Source organism: Xanthomonas sp. LMG 12461, assembly GCF_009192935.1.
Classification (GTDB): domain Bacteria; phylum Pseudomonadota; class Gammaproteobacteria; order Xanthomonadales; family Xanthomonadaceae; genus Xanthomonas_A; species Xanthomonas_A sontii.
The window spans coordinates 93,310-111,802 of sequence record NZ_NQYT01000015.1; the positions used below are offsets into that span (position 1 = coordinate 93,310).

The following is an 18,493-nucleotide window of genomic DNA, read 5'->3' on the forward strand; positions in this document are numbered from 1 at the left end:
CCGGGTCCATAGGGGAATCAATCGTTGGAGATCTTGTTGCGCACCAGCAGGGCGCGCGCGCCGAGGCTGACCAGCAGGACGAAGACGGTGAGCACCAGCGCGCCGGACCAGGCCAGTTGCTGCCAGGTCGGGTAGGGGCTGCCGGCGAAGTTGTTCATCACCACCGGCACGCTGGCCATCGGCTTGAGGATGTTGTTGTTCCAGTACAGGTTGCCGAAGGAGGTGAACAGCAGCGGTGCGGTCTCGCCGCTGATGCGCGCCAGCGCCAGCATCACGCCGGTGACGATGCCGGCCGAGGCGCTGCGGTACAGCACCTGGATGGTCACCTTCCATTGCGGGATGCCCAGCGACAGCGCGGCCTCGCGCATCTGCGCCGGCACCAGCCGCAGCATCTCGTCGGTGGTGCGGACCACCACCGGCAGCACGATGAAGGCCAGCGACAGCGCGCCGGCCAGCGCCGAGAAATTGCCGCCGGTCTGCATCACGTACAGGGTGTAGACGAACAGGCCGAGCACGATCGACGGCGCCGACAGCAGGATGTCGTTGACGAAGCGCACCACCTGACCGGTCTTGCGCGCGTTGCCGTACTCGGCCAGCCAGGTGCCGGCGGCCACGCCCAGCGGCGTGCCGATCAGCAGCGCCAGGCCGCACATCACCGCGCTGCCGAAGAACGCGTTGGCCAGGCCGCCGTCCTCGCCGGGCGGCGGGGTCATGCGCGTGAACAGGTCCAGGTTGATGCCGGAGATGCCCTTGGCCAGCAGGGTCCACAGGATCCAGGCCAGGAACACCAGCCCGAACAGCGCGGTCAGGCAGGACAGGGTGAGCGCCACGAAGTTGACCACGCGGCGGCGGTTGTACAGGCGGTGTGCGATGTCGGCGGCCATCTCAGTTGCCCTCCTTGCGCGACAGTTGCGCCAGCATCAGGCGGGCGATCGCCAGCACGACGAAGGTCACCAGGAACAGGACGAAGCCCAGCAGCAGCAGTGCCGAGCGGTAATCGCCGGTGGCTTCGCCGAAGTCGTTGGCGATCAGCGCGGCGATGGTGGTGCCCGGCTCCAGCAGCGAGGGCGACAGGCGCACCGTGTTGCCGACCACGAAGGCCACCGCCATGGTCTCGCCGAGCGCGCGGCCCAGGCCCAGGAAGATGCCGCCGATCACCGCCGAGCGGGTGTAGGGCAGCACGATGTCCCAGCTCACCTCCCAGCGCGTGGAGCCGAGCGCGTAGGCCGACTCCTTGAGACGGGTCGGCACGGTCAGGAACACTTCGCGCATCACCGAAGAGATGAAGGGAATCACCATGATCGCCAGCACGAAGCCGGCGGTGAGCAGGCCGATGCCGATCGGGGGGCCCTGGAAGATCGGGCCGATCACCGGCAACGTGCCGAGGTGGTCGTTGAGCCAGGGTGTGACGTACTCGGACATGATCGGGATCAGCACGAACAGGCCCCACATGCCGTAGATGATCGACGGGATGCCGGCCAGCAGTTCGATCGCGGTCCCGACCGGGCCGCGTAGCCAGCGTGGCGCCACTTCGGTCAGGAAGAAGGCGATGCCGAAGCTCACCGGCACCGCGATCAGCATCGCGATCAACGCAGTCACCAGGGTGCCGTAGATCGGCGCCAGTGCGCCGTACTTGTTCTCGACCGGGTTCCACTCGCTGGAGTAGAAGAAGCTCATGCCCTGCAGCTGCAGGGCATGACGGCCGCCCCACAGCATCGACAGCGCAGCGCTGCCCAGGGCGACGAGTACCAAAACGACGGTGGCGGTGAGGATCCAGCGGAACAATCGGTCGGCGCGGGCGTCACGCAGGTCGCGTCCGCGTGGCGCCGACATCGCTTCGGGAAGGACAGTGCTGTTCATGGGCTCGGTCGTCGCCGGAGCACGCGCCTGCGCGCTCCGATCGTGGCCGCGGCGGGGATGACCGCGCGCGGTGGGTGGTTGCATCGCTCCCGCACAGGCGGGAACCCGAAAGTCCGGATCACAAGTTGCCGAGACGGCGACCGGCGGCGCCTGGACTGCACCGCCGGTCGCCGGTTGCCGCCGCGCTGCGCGCAGTGCGCACCGCGGTGGCGCTTACTTGAATTCCTTGCTCCAGTAGGACTCGATCTGCTGCACCAGTTCCGGCGGCAGCGGCACGTAGTGCAGGGCGTCGGCCTGCGGCTGGCCCTTCTCGAAGGCCCACTTGAAGAAGTCCAGGGTCGCCTTGCTGCGCGCCGGGTCCTTGGCCTGCTTGTGCATCAGCATGAAGTTGGTGGCGGTGATCGGCCACGCCTGCGCGCCCGAGGCGTTGGTGATGACCAGGTTGAAGTCCTTGGCGTTGGCCCAGTCGGCCGACGCGGCGGCCGCGGCGAAGCTCTCGGCATTGGGCTGCACCCAGTTGCCGGCGGCGTTCTGCATCGACGCGTACGGCATCTTGTTCTGCAGCGCGTAGGCCAGTTCGACGTAGCCGATCGAGCCCTTGATCTGCTGCACGTACGAGGCCACGCCTTCGTTGCCCTTGCCGCCGACGCCGCCCGGCCACTGCACCGAGGTGCCTTCGCCGACCTTGCCCTTCCACTCCGGGCTGACCTTGGACAGGTAGTTGGTGAAGTTGAAGCTGGTGCCCGAGCCGTCGGAGCGGTGCACCAGGTTGATCTTGGTGTCGGGCAGGGTCACGCCCGGGTTCAGCGCGGTCAGCGCCGGGTCGTTCCACTTGCTGATCTTGCCCAGGAAGATGTCCGCCAGCACCGGGCCGGTCAGCCGCAGCTTGCCCGCGTCCATGCCGTCCAGGTTGACCACCGGCACCACCCCCCCAATCGCCGAGGGGAACTGGCCGAGACCGGCCGCGGCCAGCTCGGCGCTGTCCAGCGGCTTGTCGGAAGAGCCGAAATCGACCGTGCCGGCCTTGATCTGGGCGATGCCGCCGCCGGAACCGATCGACTGGTAGTTGATCTTGTTGCCGGTGGCCGCGTTGTAGTCGGCCGACCACTTGGAGATCAGCGGGTAGATGAAGGAGGCACCGGCGCCGGAAATCTCCGCCGCGGTCTTGGCGCCGGCGGCCGGCGCGGCAGCGGGCGTCCCACCTGCCGCATCGGCGGCGCCCTGCTTGTCGCCGTTGCCGGGCTGGCAGGCGGTGACGGCGAAGGCCAGGGCGAGGGACAGGACGGCAATGCGCGCCGGCTGCAGTTTCATGGGGGTCACTCCGTAGCGAAGAGCGCCGGGACATCCGGCGGATGCTCGCTATGAAATGATATTTTTGTTACAGCGAGATGACTTGCGGACTGGTTGGCGGACGCCATCACCGGATGCGGCGCTCGCGCCGCCTTCCGGAACCGTGGCAGGGCAGGGCGGCGTGCCCCCGCTGGGCCTGCGCACGGCTCCGCCAGCGGGGACAAAAAAAGACGCGGACCCTGCGGTCCGCGCCTTCGGGACATCGCCGTGCCGGCGCGCGAGCGCCGGACGGGCGAGACGCCGGCTTACTTCATGTTCTGCGCCCAGTAGGCTTCGATCTGCTTGACCAGCGGCTCCGGCAGCGGCACGTAGTCCAGCGCCTTGGCCTGCGGCTGGCCCTGCTCGAACGACCACTTGAAGAAGTCCAGCGCGGCCTTCGACGACGCCGGCTTCTTGGCCTTCTTGTACATGATGGCCCAGGTGGTGGCGGTGATCGGCCACGCGTCCTGGCCCGGCGCGTTGGTCATGATCAGGTTGAAGTCCTTGGCCGACTTCCAGTCCGCGGTGGCGGCGGCAGCGGAGAAGGTCTTGTCGTCCGGCATCACGAAACGGCCGGCGGCGTTCTTCATGCCGGCGTAGCTGAGCTTGTTCTGCAGCGCGTAGGCGTACTCGACATAGCCGATGCCGCCGCGGATCTGCTTGACGTAGGCGGCCACGCCCTCGTTGCCCTTGCCGCCGATGCCGGCCGGCCACTGCACGGCGGTGCCTTCACCGACCTTGCTCTTCCACTCCGGGCTGACCTTGGACAGGTAGTTGGTGAAGTTGAAGCTGGTGCCCGAACCGTCGGAGCGGTGCACGATGGTGATCTTCAGGTCGGGCAGGGTCAGACCCGGGTTCAGCGCGGCGATCGCCGGGTCGTTCCACTTGGTGATCTTGCCGAGGAAGATGTTGGCCAGCACGGTGCCGTCGAGCTTCATCGCACCCGGGGCCACGCCCGCCACGTTGAACACCGGCACGATGCCGCCGATCACGACCGGGAACTGGCCCAGGCCGAACTTTTCCAGATCCGCGCCGCTCAGCGGCTTGTCGGAGGCGCCGAAATCGACCGTGGCCGCCTGGATCTGCGCGATGCCGCCGCCGGAACCGATCGACTGGTAGTTGACGCGGTTGCCGCTTTTCTCAGCATAGGCAGCCGACCACTTCGACAGCACCGGGTAGACGAAGCTGGAGCCTGCGCCAGTGACATCGGTGGCTTGCGCCGCGAGCGAAAACGTAGCGACCGCGGCGGCTGCCAGCAGTCGGAGCTTGAGGGAACGCATCGGGAGAACTCCTGAAATAGGTGGAATGCCGGCACCCCGGCCGGCATCGGCTGCATTCCAAGACTTTTTCATGAACGTCTGAAGAAAATCAGATGTCAGTCCGGTGACAGCCTTTCCGGACGGGGCTGCCTTCGTTTCGAAACGAAGCTGACTCAAAACCGTCATGTCTTTGACGGAATCTTTACAAATGGTCGGGCCATCGCACTGGGGCCGCACCGCACCCATACCACCCTGCCACCACCCATCGGAGAGATTCTAATGCGTTCCCATCTTCTCGCCACGGCGATCCTCGCCAGCCTCGGCCTCGCGTCGGCGCCGCAGGCGTTCGCGGCGAAGGCCAAGGCCAGCAGCAACCCGCCCGCCGTCAGCGCTGCCCAGCTGCAGCAGCTGCAGGCCCAGATCGAAGCGCTGCAGACCCAGGTCCAGCAGCTGCAGGCGCAGTCGGAAGCCCTGCAGGCGCAGTCCGACGCGCAGTCGGAAGTGAATGTCGTGCAGGCCCAGGCGACCGAAACGGCGCAGGCCAGCGCCGCCAAGGTCGACAAGCTCGCCAAGCTGGTCAACGACAACAAGATCGGCGGCCGCATGTTCTTCGACCTGACCAACATCGACCGCACCAGCGGCGGCGCCAAGACCGCCGCCAGCGGCACCGGTCTGGACGTCAAGCGCTTCTACCTGACCGTCGACCACAGCTTCAACGAGATCTGGTCGGCCAACCTGACCACCGACTTCCAGTACAGCTCGGCGCTGTCCAACACCCAGCTGTTCGTGAAGAAGGCCTACGTGCAGGGCAAGTTCGACGACGCCTTCGCCCTGCGCATCGGTGCCGCCGACATGCCGTGGGTGCCGTTCGTCGAGAAGTTCTACGGCTACCGCTACGTCGAGAACACCCTGACCGACCGCCTGAAGTACGCCAACTCCTCCGACTGGGGCCTGCACGCCTTCGGCGACCTGGGCTCGCAGGTCAACTACGCGATGTCGGTGGTCAACGGCGCCGGCTACAAGAACCCGACCCGCGGCAAGGGCATGGACGTGGAAGGCCGCGTCGCCTACATGCCGATGCAGAACCTGGCCATCGCCGTCGGCGCCTACTCGGGCAAGCTGGGCAAGGAAACCGACATCCTCGACGCGCAGCACGACTACACCCGCGCCGACGCGATGGTCGCCTACGCCGATTCCAACTTCCGTCTGGGCGGCGAGTACTTCCAGGCCAAGAACCTCAACAACGTGCTGACCCCGGCCACCGACAAGTCCAGTGGCTGGTCGGTGTGGGGCAGCGTGGCGCTGACCGACGGCGGCATCAACGCCTTCGCCCGCTACGACAAGACCGACCTGAGCAAGACCATCGACCCGACCCTGGCCGACAAGTACTGGAACGTCGGCGTCGAGTTCCCGGTGCTGAAGAACCTGAAGCTGGCCACCGTGTACAAGTACACGCACCAGGACAACGCCAGCAAGAAGACCGACGTGGAAACCAAGGAATTCGGCGTCTGGGGCGACCTGTCGTTCTGATTCGCGGAGATTCCCGCACGTGGGACGAAAGGCGGCGCATTGCGCCGCCTTTCTTTTTTGCGGCGCGATCGCCGAGGCGCGCGATGGGGCGCGGGCCGGGGCGCCTTTCACGGTTCGCGTCGACGACCGTGGACGATAGTCGCTGCTACAGCGGCCAGGTGGCCTCTCGTGGAGAACTGTAGAAGCGGTTTCAACCGCGACGGGCGCAGCGGCGGACGACATGCGCCGCGCAAGTTGCCCAAGCCGACATCCCCGGCGCTGTACCGGCCAGCGCCGCGGCACGCCGCTCAACCCGGCGTCTTGTCCCTGTACCGGCACAGGTCGCGGATCGCGCACTGCGGACAGTCGGGCTTGCGCGCCTTGCACACGTAGCGGCCGTGCAGGATCAGCCAGTGGTGCGCGTCGTGCAGGAACTGCGGCGGCACGCGCTTGAGCAGCGAATCTTCGACTGCGCGCACGTCCTTGCCCGGGGCCAGCCCGGTGCGGTTGGCGACGCGGAAGATGTGCGTGTCCACCGCCATGGTCGGTTCGCCGAAGGCGGTGTTGAGCACCACGTTGGCGGTCTTGCGGCCGACCCCGGGCAGCGCTTCCAGCGCAGCGCGCGAGCGCGGCACCTCGCCGCCGTGCTGCTCGACCAGGATGCGGCAGGTGGCGATGACGTTCTTGGCCTTGGCGTTGAACAGGCCGATGGTGGAGATGTAGCGCTTCAGGCCGTCCTCGCCCAGCGCCAGGATCGCGGCCGGCGTGTTCGCCACCGGATACAGGCGCCGCGTGGCCTTGTTGACGCCGACGTCGGTGGCCTGCGCCGAGAGGATCACCGCGATCAGCAGTTCGAACGGGCTGTCGTATTCCAGCTCGGTGGTCGGGCTGGGGTTGAGTTCGGACAGGCGCGAGAACAGCTCGTGGATCTCGTCCTTGCTCAGCAGGCGTCCGCGCCGTGCAGGCGTGCTTGCGCCCGTGCTCGTGGTCGCGCTCATTGGCCGCCTCGCTGCGCGGCCTTGGCCTTGGCGCGGGCCAGGATCGCCGCGGCGGCCGCCGGCAGGGCCGGCGCGCTCGGTGTGGCCGTGGTCGACGTCGAGGCGATCGGTGTCGCTGCCGCACGTCGCGCCTGGCGCGCATGGACACGTCGCTCCAGTCGCGCGCTGCGCGCCCGGTAGCGCGCACGTGCGTCCCACGCATCGCGCAGGCGCTGCTGCGCGGCCAGCACCTGCGCGCGCAACTGCGGATGCGCCGGATCCAGGCGATCGTCCTCCGGATCGGTGCCGCGGTAGTCCATCAGGCCGCCGTCGATCGCGGCATCCAGATCGTCGTCCAGGATCCAGCGCAGCAACTGCAGCGGCGTGGCGGGAGCGGGGGCGTGCGACATCGTGTGCGGGCTCAGCGGTTGCGGAACTGCGGCGGGCGCCGCTCCAGGAAGGCGCGGGTGCCTTCGCGCATGTCCTCGCTGGAGAACAGCAGGCCGAACTGCGCGGTCTCGTATTCCAGCCCCTGTTCGATCGCGCTTTCACCGCCGATCTGGATCGCGTCGAGGATGCCGCGCAGCGCCAGTGGCGCGGCATCGGCCAGTTGCTGCGCCAACTGCAGCGTGGTCGCCTGCAGTTCGCCGGCGGCGACCACGCGATTGACCAGGCCCAATTGCAGTGCGCGCGCCGCGTCGATCGGCGCGCCGAGCAGGCACAGTTCCAGCGCCGCGGCGCGGCCGACCAGCCGCAGCAGGCGCTGGGTGCCGCCGAAGCCGGGAATCAGCCCGAGATTGATCTCCGGCTGGCCCAGGCGCGCGCCTTCGGCGGCCACGCGCAGGTGGCAGGCCATCGCCAGTTCCAGCCCGCCGCCGAGGGCGAAACCGTTGACCATCGCCAGCACCGGCTTGGGCATGCGCTCGATCCGGCGCATCAGGCGCTGGCCCAGTTGCGAGAAATCGCGGCCCTGCACCGGTGTCAGTTCGTTCATCTCGGCGATGTCGGCGCCGGCCACGAAGGCTTTCTCGCCGGCGCCGGTCAGCACCACCACGCGGATCTGCGGGTCGTCCGCGGCCGCGGCGAAGGCCGCATCCAGCGCCTGCAAAACCTGGCGATTCAAGGCGTTGAGCTTGTCGGCTCGATTCACGGTGAGGATGCGGATCGCACCCTGGGTATCGGCGAGGACCGGCGTGCCGGACATGTGCATTCCTGGTTGTTAAAAAAAGGTAATGGGAACTCTGTACGGGCCGCACCAGTCAGAGCAGCGTCGTCGGTAGCGGTTACGCGCCGCGGCGGCTATCCTAACGCGTCATCTCAGGCGGCACGGGCCGCCCTGTGCCACCACCCTGGAGAATTGTTTGATGAAGTTGCGTTCTATTGCGGTCGCTGTCGCGGCCCTCGCCCTGAGCGGCAATGCGTTCGCCCAGGACACCTCGTCCGAGAAGGGCAAGCTGAGCTATTACTTCGGCTACGACTACGGCAACAACCTTGCCGAACTCACCGGCCGCGGCGAGCAGCTCGATATCAATGCGGTGGTGAAAGGCTTGCAGGACGCCTACGCCAAGAAGCAGCCGGCGGTCAGCGCCGACCAGCTGAAGCCGGCGGTGGAAGCGTTCCAGAAGCGCGAGCAGGCCCGCGCCCAGCAGGCCAAGGCCGACTACGAGAAGGCCGCTGCCGAGAACAAGACCAAGAGCGACCAGTTCATGGCCCAGAACAAGGCCAAGCCTGGCGTGCAGGTGCTGCCCAGCGGCGTGCAGTACCGCGTGATCGAGGCCGGCAAGGGTGCCAAGCCGACCCAGGCCAGCACCGTGCAGCTGGAAGTGGCCGGTCCGTACCCGTTCGGCCAGCGTCCGGCGCAGGCGCGTCCGGCGCAGCAGATCCCGGCGATCAAGGTCAGCGAAGTCGAGATGCAGGCCATGCGCGACACGCTGCTGCAGATGCCGGCCGGCTCCAAGTGGGAAGTGACCCTGCCGCCGGACAAGGCCTACGGTGCCGACCCGCGTACGCCGTTCCCGCCGAACGTGGCGGTGCAGTTCGAGATCAAGCTGGTCAGCGTCAAGTAAGCACGCTGGTTCAGTGCACGACGATTGCGCCGGCAGCGATGCCGGCGCAATTTTTTTGGGCAGGCAACGACGGCGCCGACGAATCGCGCTAGGCTGGCAAGGTGTCGAATCCGATGGATCCCGTTCCGCATGCCCTGCTCACGCCCTGCATCGGTCTCTGCCGTCTCGATGCGCAGGGCTATTGCGCCGGCTGCCTGCGCAGCGGCGACGAGATCGCACGCTGGCGCGTCATGAGCGACGCCGAACGCCGCCGCTACATGGACGAGGTGCTGCCGGGCCGCGGCTGGTCGCCGTCTCCGGGGCAGCGCCTGGCCGAACGCGCGCACCTGCTGCGCGCACTGCACCCGCTGCAGCAGCCGCCGGCGGGGCCGGGCTGGAACCACCACGAACTGCAGGATCTGCTGCCGGACGGCGCGCCGGTGGAAGCGGCGGTGCTGGCCGGCCTGGTGCCGCGCGCCGACGGCACCCATGTGCTGTTGACCCGGCGCACCGACAGCCTGCGTCACCACGGCGGCCAGGTCAGTTTTCCCGGTGGCCGCATCGAGGCCAGCGACGCCGATGCGGTGGCCGCTGCGCTGCGCGAGAGCGAGGAGGAGATCGCACTGGCGGCGTCGCAGGCCGAGCCATTGGGCTACCTGGATCCGTTCGTCACCATCAGCGGCTTCCGGGTGATGCCGGTGGTCGCGGCGATCGATCCGCGCTTCGTGCCGCAGCCGCATCCGGGCGAGGTGGCGGAGGTGTTCGAAGTGCCCTTGGCCTACCTGATGGCGCCGGACAACCTGCGCAGCATCGAGACCGATTACCGTGGACGCCCGCGCGTCGTGCTGGAGTACGGCTGGCCCGGCCAGCGGATCTGGGGCGCGACCGCGGCGATCCTGCTCAACCTGCGCCGCCGACTGGAGCAAGCCGCATGACCGCAACGTCCCCCGCATGGCACACCCTGGTCGAGGCGCCGACGCTGGCCGCCGCGCTCGACGATCCCGCGCTGCGCCTGGTCGATGCGCGGTTCGTGCCGGCGGCGCTGCTCGATCCCGCCGCGGCGGCGGCCGCGCGCGCGGCCTATGCGCAATCGCACCTGCCCGGCGCGGTCTACGCCGATCTGAACGCGGATCTGTCCGATCTCGGCCGTCCCGGCCTGGGCCGGCATCCGTTGCCGGACGACGCGGCGTTCGCGCGCACTCTGGGGCAGTGGGGCATCGGCCCGCAGCACCAGGTGGTGGTGTACGACGCCGGCGACGGCAGCATGGCCGCTGCCCGCCTGTGGTGGATGCTGGGCCTGCTCGGCCATCGCCGTGTCGCCGTGCTCGACGGCGGCCTGGCCGAATGGCGCCGGCTCGGCCTGCCGGAAACCGACGCGGCCTCCGCGCCGTCGCCGCTGCCGCCGTATCCGCAGGCGTTCGATGCGACGCGCATCGTCTCCGCTGAGGAGGTCGCCGCACGCCTGCACGAGGCGCCGGGCTGGTTGCTGGATGCGCGCCCCGGCGAACGCTTCCGTGGCGAGGTGGAGCCGATCGACCCGCTGCCCGGGCATGTGCCCGGCGCGCTCAACCGGCCGCTGGCGCAGAACCTGCGCGACGGCCGCCTGCGCCCGGCGCAGGAACTGCGCGCGGAACTGCAGCCGCTGCTGCAGGGACGCGATCCGCGCGAGGTGGTGTTGATGTGCGGATCGGGCGTCACCGCCTGCCATCTGCTGCTGGCGCTGGAGCATGCCGGCCTGCACGGTGCGCGCGTGTACGCCGGCTCCTGGAGCGGCTGGATCGCCGATCCGGCACGGCCGCGCGCCATCGGCTAGGGCCGGCGCCGGTCCACACGGAACGCATGCACGATGGCACGCGACAGGGGCGGCACCATGCGCTGGCGTGAGGCCTGCGGGCTGGCGATGCTGCTGGGCCTGGCCGCCTGCGGCGACCGCCGCGCGTCGGCCGATGGCGCCGACGCCTCGCCACGCGCGCAATCTGCCACGCATTATCGCGAGGCGGTGGAGCGCAATCGTGCGCAGCGCCTGGCGACATTGCGCGCGCCGTCGGGCTGGTTGAGTTTCACCGGCTCCGGGCGTCTGCACAGTGGCCTGCACCGGGTCGGCAGCGCACCCGACAACGACGTGCAGTTGCCGGCCGGCCCGGCGCATCTGGGCATGCTGCAGGTGGATCCGCAGGAGGGCGTGCAGTTCCAGCCCGCGGCGGACGCGGCGGTGCAGGTGAACGGCCAGCCGTTCGCCGGTGGCCGCCTGGAGACCGACGCGGCGCACGACACCCAGACCCGCCTTGCGCTGGGGGCGCAGGAGTTCTACGTGGTGCGCACCGGCAACCTGTTCGGCTGGCGCTTCCGCGATCCGCAGGCGCCGGCGCGCGCGCGCTTCCGCGGCATCGACTACTTCCCGATCGATCCGCAGTGGCGGGTGGTGGCCGACTGGTATCCGGTGCCGGCGCCGCAGGCGATGGTGCTGCTCACCTCGATCGGCACGCCGCAGCCGCTGGCCCTGGTCGGCAGCGCCGAGTTCGTGCTGCGGGGGCGGCGCTACAAGCTGCAGATCCTGCGCGACGGTGCCAGCCAGCGCCTGTTCCTGCCGTTCTCCGACCGCACCAGCGGCCGCGAGAGCTATGGCGGCGCCCGTTATCTGTTCGTGCCGGCGCCGCAGGGCGACCGCATCGTGCTGGATTTCAACCTGGCGCAGAACCCGCCATGCGCGTTCACCCCGCACGTGGTGTGCCCGCTGGCGCCGGTCGGCAATCGCCTGGACGTGGCGGTGACCGCCGGCGAGAAGAACTACGTCGGCGCGCACTGAGCGCGCGTGGAAAATCGCGCAGGAGCGGCTTCGGCCGCGACCGGGCCGTTCCCGGTGAAGCCGGGTCGCGGCTGAAGCCGCTCCTGCGGGAGCGTGCGAATACGACCCTGTCTGGTACTCCATCGCGGCCCGAATCAGCCGTTCCAATCCATCGCCTCCAAGGCGGTCACACAGGCGGCGCATACGGCGCCAGCGCCACCGCCTCCAGCACCTGCGGCCAGGGAAAGCGCGGGCCCGGATCCAGCTTGCGCTGCACCTGCCGCGTCGGATCGTCGCTGGCCGGTTCCAGGCTGCGGTCCAGCGCGTCGTGTCCGGCGATGTGGCGCAGCTGCGGCAACTCCGCGCGCAACTGCTGCAGCAAGCGGATCAGCGCCTGGATCTGCGCCGGGGGGTAGTCCTCGCGCATCGCCTGGTGGCGCGAATCCAGCCACAGCGGATAGCGCCCGCGGTTGACCAGTTCGATGCCCAGCGATTGCTGGTTGTAGCCGCGCACGTGGTGCGCAACGCGCTGCAGCGGCACATAGCGATGCACGCTGCCGTCGCGGTCGATGTAGAAATGGCCGCTGTTGCCGGTGCCCGACGGATACAGCACGCGTTCGCCGTACAGGCGCGCGCTGGCCAGGTCCGGCAACTCGGTGCAGTGGATCACCGCCAGCGTGATGCTGTCCGGCGCGCGCTCCTGCAGCAGGCCGACGTAGGGCAGGGGCGCATCGTGGATCGGCAACGGCGAGGTGGGCGACATGCGCGGATGCTAGCATTCGCCGATGACCCTGAATTCCGAAAGCCCGCTGGCGACCCTGCTGGCCACACTGCCGCGCGCCGGACGCGTGGAATGGATCGGCCTGCGCCCGGCGCGCGACGTGCCGATGCACGAGGTCGACGCCGCTGAGGCGCAGACCGAGGGCGGCCTGCACGGCGACCGCTACGCCGGCCGCAACGGCAAGCGCGGCGTGACCCTGATCCAGGCCGAACACCTGCCGGCGATCGCCGCGCTGGCCGGCCATGCGGCGGTGGCGCCGGCGACCCTGCGGCGCAACGTGGTGGTGTCGGGCATTCCGCTGATCGCGCTGAAGGGGCGCCGTTTCCGGATCGGCGAGGTCGAGCTGGAAGGCATCGCGCCGTGCGACCCGTGCTCGCGCATGGAGCAGGCGCTGGGGCCCGGCGGCTACAACGCCATGCGTGGCCACGGTGGCCTGTGCGCACGCATCGTGCACGGCGGCACGCTGCGGCTGGGCGATGCGGTGGTGGCGCTGTGAGCCGCGGCCACTGCATCCTCTCGCACGGCTTCGAGAGCGGGCCGGACGCGATCAAGGTGACCGCACTGGCCGAGGTGGCAGAACGCCTGGGCTGGAGCCATTCGCGCCCGGACTACACCGACCTGGATGCGCGCCGCGACATCAGCCCGCTGGGCGACGTGCCGACGCGCCTGCAGCGCCTGCTGGAGCTGGCGCAGGCGGCGGCGCAGCGCGGGCCGCTGGTGCTGGCCGGTTCCAGCCTCGGCGCCTACATCGCCGCGCAGGTGTCGCTGCACGTGCCGGTGCGCGGCCTGTTCCTGATGGTGCCGCCGACGCGGATGGGGCACATGCCGGCGCTGGATGCGGCACCGGTGCCGACCTCGGTGGTGCATGCCTGGCGCGACGAACTGATTCCCGCCAGTGAAGTGATCGCCTGGGCGCAGGCGCGTGCCGCGCGGCTGCTGCTGGTCGACGACACGCACCGCCTGGGCGAGCACGTGGCGACCTCGGCGCAGGCCTTCGCCGAGCTGCTGGAGCGCCTGTGAGCGCAGCCGACGACATGCTGTTGCGCGCCGAGCGGCCGGCCGACGCGGCGGCGATCGAGGCGCTGACCCTGGTCGCCTTCTTCCGCGTCGCGCACAGCCGCCACGACGAGCAGGACATCATCGAACGGCTGCGCGCGGACGGCGCGCTGACCCTGTCGCTGGTGATCGAGCACGAGGGCTACATCGTCGGCCACGTCGCGGTGTCGCCAGTGAGCCTGTCCGACGGCAGCCGCGGCTGGTACGGGCTGGGACCGCTGTCGGTGGGGCCGGGCCACCAGCGCCAGGGCCTGGGCACGCGCCTGGTGCGCGAGGCGCTGGCGCAGTTGCGGGCGCTGGGTGCGGCCGGCTGCGTGGTGCTGGGCGACCCGGTCTACTACGCGCGCTTCGGCTTCCATCCGGAACCCGGGCTGACGCTGCCGGGTGCGCCGGTGGAGGCCTTCCAGGCGTTGGCCTTCGGCGAGCGCCTGCCGCCGATGGGCGAGGTGGCCTACCACCCGGCGTTCCTGTCCGCGGCCTGAGCCAGCGCGCCGCGCCGTGGCCCGTCGCGGCCGCGTTGCGTTAGCATCGTCCCGCGTCCACTCCGATCGAGGATCCACGCCGATGCGCCATTGATGCCGCCGTCTTCGCGACGGCCTTCGTCCCACCTGCCGAGCCATCGGCGGGCACGACCGGCATCCATGGAGGTTCCCATGACGCATCCGCTGCTTGCGCTGGACAGCGCGACCCATGTCCTGCCCGACGGCAGGATCCTGTTCTCCGATCTGCACTTCGCGCTCGATGCGCGCCGCACCGGCCTGGTCGGCCGCAACGGCGTCGGCAAGAGCGTGTTCGCGCGCCTGCTTGCCGGCGAACTGACGCCCAGCGCCGGACGCTGCGTGCGCCACGGCCGCCTGCATTACGTGCCGCAGCAGATCGCGCCGGCGCCGCACGCTACCGTCGCCGACCTGGCCGGCGTGGGCACGGCGTTGCGGGCGCTGGCACGGATCGAGGCCGGCAGTGCCGACGTGGCGGATTTCGACGCGCTGGGCGAACGCTGGGACATCGCCCAGCGCCTGCAGGCGCAACTGCACGCGCACGACCTGGGCGCGCTGGAGCCGCACCGCCTGGCGGCCACGCTCAGCGGCGGCGAGGCGATGCGGGTGGCGTTGGTCGGCGCCTGGCTGGCCGAGGCCGATGCGCTGATCCTGGACGAGCCGACCCTGCACCTGGACGCGGCGCAGCGGCAGCGCCTGCGCGAGGCGCTGCAGCGCTGGCCGGGCGGCCTGCTGGTGATCAGCCACGATGCGCTGCTGCTGCAGGACATGCAGCGCACGCTGGAACTGTCGCCAGGCGGGCTGCGCGACTACGGCGGCGACTACGCGTTCTACCTGCAGTGCCGGGCGCGCGAGCGCGAGGCCGCGCAGGCCGAACTGGCGCAGCACAAGCTGCAGCACGCGCGCGACAACGCTGCCTGGCAGGCGCAGCACGATCGACAGCAGCGGCGCAGTGCGCGCGGGCGGCAGCAGGCCGGCACGGCCAACCAGGCGCCGATCCTGCTCGGCCGGCAGAAGCAGCGCAGCCAGGACAGTGCCGGCAAGCGGGTGCGCGATCATCAGGCCACGCAGGCACGCAGCCTGGAGCGCATCGCCGAGGCTGCGCGTCAGGTACAGCCCGACGCACCGGTGGCGCTGTTCGCGCCGCCGCCGGCCGATGCGGTCAGCCGGCGCCTGGTTGAACTACAGGCGCTGCGGCTGCCGTTCGCGCCGGCGACGCGGCAGCCGCTGGATCTGGTGGTGCAGGGTGGTGCACGCATCGGCGTGGTCGGGGCCAACGGCAGCGGCAAATCCACCCTGCTGCGGCTGCTGGCCGGGCAGGTGGCGGCGCTGTCCGGCAGCTGCCGGGTACGCGCCGCCAGCGCCTACCTGGACCAGTCGTTGGCGGCGCTGGACCCGGACGCCACCGCGCTGGCGCAGGTGCAGGCCGCCGCGCCCGGCATCGCACTCGCCGACCTGCGCACGCGGCTGGCCTTGCTCGGCCTGGACGCGCAGCGCATCGGCGTGCCCTGCGGCCAGCTCAGCGGCGGCGAGCGGCTGAAGACTGCGCTGGCCTGCGCCTTCTACCGCACGCCGCCGGCCGAACTGCTGTTGCTGGACGAGCCGGACAACCACCTGGACCGCGAAGCCCGCGACGCCTTGCGCGCGGTGCTGCTGCAGTACCCCGGCGCGCTGCTGGTGGTCTCGCACGATGCGGAGTTCCTGGACACACTGCGCCTGCAGCAGCGCTTGCAGGCCGATCCCGAAGCGTGGCGGCTGACGCCGTGGTGAGCGGCGTACGCTGCCGTCGACGGGGTCTGCCGCCGGGCATGCCCGGCGCCGGATTCGTGGCCTCGCATTGCGCGATGCGTCGCGCACCAAGGCGGCAGGAGGGCGCGTCTGCAGCGCCAGCTTCATCTGCCACGGCGCGGGGGGGTCGCGAAGCGAACGCCGGCGGGCGACGTCGCTGTGCCCGTCACACGAGGCCAGTGGCGGCCGCGGCGCACCCTGCGCCAGGGCACCGCGCAGCAGGCAGGGGCGCACGGACCCTGTGGTATTCTGCGCGCCGTTCCGGTGCGGTGCGTGCGCGTGCCCATCCCTCGATCCGCGGCCGCGGCCGCGGTAACGCCGGATCCGGCGCTGCGATGCGCCACGCGCGCGGCGTCCGCCGTGCCTCCCTCCCGTCCGTCCTGGTCCGCCTTCCGTGAAATTCTTCGTCTCCTGCGCCAAGGGCCTGGAATACCTGCTCGTCGATGAACTGCTCGCGCTCGGCGTGGCGCAGGCCACCGCCACCGTCGCCGGGGTCAATGCCGAAGGCAGCCTGCAGGACGCGCAGCGCGCGGTGCTGTGGTCGCGCCTGGCCAGCCGGGTGCTGTGGCCGTTGCAGTCCTTCGACTGCCCCGACGAGGCGGCACTGTACGCCGGCGTGGCCGCGCTGCCGTGGCGCAGCCATCTGGCGCCGCAGCACACCCTGGCGGTGGACGCGCATGTGTCCGGCACCGGCATCACCCATGCGCGCTTCGCCGCCCAGCGGGTCAAGGATGCGGTGGTGGACACGCTGCGCGGCGAGGGCCTGGAGCGACCGTCGGTGGACGTGGAGCACCCGGACCTGCGCCTGAACCTGTCGCTGCGCAAGGGGCGCGCGACGCTGTCGGTGGACCTGGGCGGCGGCTCGCTGCACCGGCGCGGCTGGCGCCAGGCGCAGAACGAGGCGCCGCTGAAGGAGAACCTGGCTGCGGCGGTGCTGCTGCGCGGGCAGTGGCCGGCCTTGTATGCGCAGGGTGGCGGGCTGCTGGATCCGATGTGCGGCAGCGGCACACTGCTGATCGAAGGCGCGCTGATGGCCGCCGATGTCGCGCCGGGCCTGCTGCGCGGCGAACTGGCGGCGCAGCAGCGCGGCGACACCGATGCCGATGCCGCGCCGAGTCGCTGGCTGGGGTTCGACGTGGCGTCCTGGCGTTCGCTGCTGGCCGAGGCGCGGCAGCGCGCCCAGGTCGGTCGCGCCGCGTTGCGGCCGGTGCTGTACGGCAGCGACATCGACCCGCATGCGCTGCGCGCAGCGCGCGAGAACGCGCTGGCGGCCGGCGTGGTCGAGGCGATCGCCTTCGCCGCGCACGACGTCGCGGCGTTGCCCGCGCCGGCGCAGGCGTTGGGCACGGTGGTGTGCAATCCCCCCTACGACGAGCGCCTGGCCGCCGACGCGGCGCTGTACCGGCGCCTGGGCGATGCGCTCAAGCGCGCGGTGCCGCAGTGGCGCGCCAGCCTGCTGTGCGGCAGCGACGAACTGGCCTACGCCACCGGCCTGCGCGCGGCCAAGAAGTACCAGATGTTCAACGGCGCGCTGGAGTGCCCGTTGATCGTCTGCGACCCGATCGCGGTCGCGCCGCGCGCCGGCGCCAGCGAGGAGCCGCGCGCGCTCAGCGACGGTGCGCAGATGGTCGCCAACCGCCTGCGCAAGAACCTGCGCAAGTTCAAGACCTGGCGCGCGCGCGAGCGGATCGGCTGCTATCGCGCCTACGACGCCGACCTGCCCGAGTACGCGGCGGCGATCGACGTGTACCAGGAGGACGGCGGCCAGGCGCGCACGTTCCTGCACGTGCAGGAATACGCGGCGCCGGACAGCATTCCCGACGTGGACGTGCGCCGCCGCCGCAACGAACTGCTGGCGGCCGCGCGCGAGGTGTTCGCGGTGCCGGCCGAGCAGGTGGCGCTGAAGACCCGCGAACGCGGCAAGGGCGGCAGCAAGTACGGTCGCTTCGAGCAGCGCGGCGAGTTCCTGGTGGTGCGCGAGCACGACGCGCTGCTGCGGGTGAATCTGTTCGACTACCTGGATACCGGGCTGTTTCTCGACCACCGCCCGCTGCGCGGGGTGATGGCGCAGCAGGCGCGCGGCAAGCGTTTCCTCAACCTGTTCTGCTATACCGGCGTGGCCAGCGTGCAGGCGGCGGTGGCCGGCGCCGATTCCACCACCAGCGTGGACCTGTCCGGCACCTATCTGCAGTGGTGCGCCGACAACCTCGCGTTCAACGGCAAGGGCGGCGCCCAGCACCGGCTGGTGCAGGCCGACGCGCTGAGCTGGCTGGAGGCGGAGAAGAACCGCTACGACGTGATCTTCTGCGACCCGCCGACCTTCTCCAATTCCGCGCGCGCCGAGGATTTCGACATCCAGCGCGAGCACGTGCGGCTGTTGCGCGCGGCGGTGGCGCGACTGATGCCCGAGGGCGTGCTGTACTTCTCCAACAACTTCCGCCGCTTCAAGCTGGACGAGAACGCGCTGGCCGAATTCGCGGTGTGCGAGGAGATCAGCGCGCAGACCATCGACGTGGATTTCGAGCGCAACCCGCGCATCCACCGCGCCTGGCGTCTGCAGCGGCGCTGAGAAGCGGTGCCTCGTGTGTCTTTCTGCAGGAGCGGCTT

The 18,493-nt window shown here is 70.3% G+C and carries 18 protein-coding genes; 10 read left to right on the forward strand and 8 right to left on the reverse strand.

Annotated features, from left to right (window positions below; translation table 11 throughout):
• Window positions 1-17 precede the first annotated feature (17 nt).
• The 4 genes from pstA to pstS (CEK68_RS04230) all read right to left on the reverse strand — a co-directional run bounded on the left by pstA (window position 18) and on the right by pstS (CEK68_RS04230) (window position 4,469).
• Window positions 18-884, reverse strand: coding sequence for a phosphate ABC transporter permease PstA (pstA, locus tag CEK68_RS04215; RefSeq protein ID WP_017910162.1), 867 nt, complete (start codon window positions 882-884; stop codon window positions 18-20).
• A 1-nt stretch (window position 885) separates the two neighbouring features.
• Entirely contained in the window at window positions 886-1,860 is a 975-nt protein-coding gene (gene pstC, locus CEK68_RS04220; protein ID WP_026143658.1) for a phosphate ABC transporter permease subunit PstC, read from the reverse strand.
• A 213-nt stretch (window positions 1,861-2,073) separates the two neighbouring features.
• The gene (gene pstS / locus CEK68_RS04225) at window positions 2,074-3,171 is read right to left on the reverse strand and encodes a phosphate ABC transporter substrate-binding protein PstS (protein WP_148828066.1); all 1,098 of its coding nucleotides are present in this window, start codon (window positions 3,169-3,171) and stop codon (window positions 2,074-2,076) included.
• Window positions 3,172-3,455: 284 nt separating this feature from the next.
• A complete protein-coding gene (gene pstS, locus CEK68_RS04230; protein WP_017910159.1) occupies window positions 3,456-4,469 on the reverse strand; it encodes a phosphate ABC transporter substrate-binding protein PstS in 1,014 nt (337 codons plus the stop codon).
• A 258-nt stretch (window positions 4,470-4,727) separates the two neighbouring features.
• Between pstS (CEK68_RS04230) and CEK68_RS04235 the strand changes: the two genes are divergently transcribed.
• Window positions 4,728-5,978 (forward strand): porin, encoded by a 1,251-nt coding sequence (locus CEK68_RS04235; protein WP_017910158.1) that lies wholly within the window; start codon window positions 4,728-4,730, stop codon window positions 5,976-5,978.
• Window positions 5,979-6,265: 287 nt separating this feature from the next.
• On the opposite strand, the gene nth is transcribed toward CEK68_RS04235, so the two are convergent.
• Genes nth through CEK68_RS04250 form a run of 3 tightly spaced genes read right to left on the reverse strand, consistent with a single transcriptional unit; the run spans window position 6,266 to window position 8,138 of the window.
• Entirely contained in the window at window positions 6,266-6,955 is a 690-nt protein-coding gene (gene nth / locus CEK68_RS04240) for an endonuclease III (protein ID WP_152238618.1), read from the reverse strand.
• Window positions 6,952-7,344 carry a hypothetical protein gene (locus tag CEK68_RS04245; RefSeq protein WP_152238619.1) on the reverse strand — a complete coding sequence of 131 codons (393 nt, stop codon included), beginning with the start codon at window positions 7,342-7,344 and terminating at the stop codon, window positions 6,952-6,954. Before CEK68_RS04245 ends, nth begins: the two co-directional genes overlap by 4 nt.
• 11 nt (window positions 7,345-7,355) lie before the next feature.
• Window positions 7,356-8,138 (reverse strand): enoyl-CoA hydratase-related protein, encoded by a 783-nt coding sequence (locus tag CEK68_RS04250; RefSeq protein WP_026144327.1) that lies wholly within the window; start codon window positions 8,136-8,138, stop codon window positions 7,356-7,358.
• Between the two features lie 160 nt (window positions 8,139-8,298).
• Here CEK68_RS04250 and CEK68_RS04255 point away from each other — a divergent pair, with 160 nt between their 5' ends.
• From CEK68_RS04255 to CEK68_RS04270, 4 genes are all read left to right on the forward strand, one after another.
• Complete coding sequence (locus CEK68_RS04255) at window positions 8,299-9,000, forward strand: FKBP-type peptidyl-prolyl cis-trans isomerase (RefSeq protein WP_017908716.1); 702 nt, start codon at window positions 8,299-8,301, stop codon at window positions 8,998-9,000.
• Window positions 9,001-9,113: 113 nt separating this feature from the next.
• Entirely contained in the window at window positions 9,114-9,914 is an 801-nt protein-coding gene (locus CEK68_RS04260; RefSeq protein WP_152238620.1) for a DUF1289 domain-containing protein, read from the forward strand.
• The gene (locus tag CEK68_RS04265) at window positions 9,911-10,792 is read left to right on the forward strand and encodes a sulfurtransferase (protein WP_152238621.1); all 882 of its coding nucleotides are present in this window, start codon (window positions 9,911-9,913) and stop codon (window positions 10,790-10,792) included. Before CEK68_RS04260 ends, CEK68_RS04265 begins: the two co-directional genes overlap by 4 nt.
• A 57-nt stretch (window positions 10,793-10,849) precedes the next feature.
• The gene (locus CEK68_RS04270) at window positions 10,850-11,785 is read left to right on the forward strand and encodes a DUF1684 domain-containing protein (RefSeq protein ID WP_193314104.1); all 936 of its coding nucleotides are present in this window, start codon (window positions 10,850-10,852) and stop codon (window positions 11,783-11,785) included.
• A 166-nt stretch (window positions 11,786-11,951) separates the two neighbouring features.
• On the opposite strand, the gene CEK68_RS04275 is transcribed toward CEK68_RS04270, so the two are convergent.
• Window positions 11,952-12,527, reverse strand: a complete 576-nt coding sequence (locus CEK68_RS04275; protein WP_152238622.1) for an N-acetylmuramoyl-L-alanine amidase — start codon at window positions 12,525-12,527, stop codon at window positions 11,952-11,954.
• Window positions 12,528-12,549: 22 nt separating this feature from the next.
• On the opposite strand from CEK68_RS04275, the gene CEK68_RS04280 reads away from it, so the two are divergent.
• The 5 genes from CEK68_RS04280 to rlmKL all read left to right on the forward strand — a co-directional run bounded on the left by CEK68_RS04280 (window position 12,550) and on the right by rlmKL (window position 18,455).
• A complete protein-coding gene (locus CEK68_RS04280; RefSeq protein WP_152181775.1) occupies window positions 12,550-13,041 on the forward strand; it encodes an MOSC domain-containing protein in 492 nt (163 codons plus the stop codon).
• The gene (locus CEK68_RS04285) at window positions 13,038-13,565 is read left to right on the forward strand and encodes an alpha/beta fold hydrolase (RefSeq protein WP_017916756.1); all 528 of its coding nucleotides are present in this window, start codon (window positions 13,038-13,040) and stop codon (window positions 13,563-13,565) included. The genes CEK68_RS04280 and CEK68_RS04285 overlap by 4 nt, the downstream gene beginning before the upstream one ends.
• Window positions 13,566-13,579: 14 nt before the next feature.
• A complete protein-coding gene (locus CEK68_RS04290) occupies window positions 13,580-14,083 on the forward strand; it encodes an N-acetyltransferase (protein ID WP_193314105.1) in 504 nt (167 codons plus the stop codon).
• Window positions 14,084-14,254: 171 nt separating this feature from the next.
• The gene (locus tag CEK68_RS04295; protein ID WP_152238624.1) at window positions 14,255-15,868 is read left to right on the forward strand and encodes an ABC-F family ATP-binding cassette domain-containing protein; all 1,614 of its coding nucleotides are present in this window, start codon (window positions 14,255-14,257) and stop codon (window positions 15,866-15,868) included.
• A 412-nt stretch (window positions 15,869-16,280) separates the two neighbouring features.
• The gene (gene rlmKL, locus CEK68_RS04300) at window positions 16,281-18,455 is read left to right on the forward strand and encodes a bifunctional 23S rRNA (guanine(2069)-N(7))-methyltransferase RlmK/23S rRNA (guanine(2445)-N(2))-methyltransferase RlmL (RefSeq protein WP_152238625.1); all 2,175 of its coding nucleotides are present in this window, start codon (window positions 16,281-16,283) and stop codon (window positions 18,453-18,455) included.
• Window positions 18,456-18,493 lie beyond the last annotated feature (38 nt).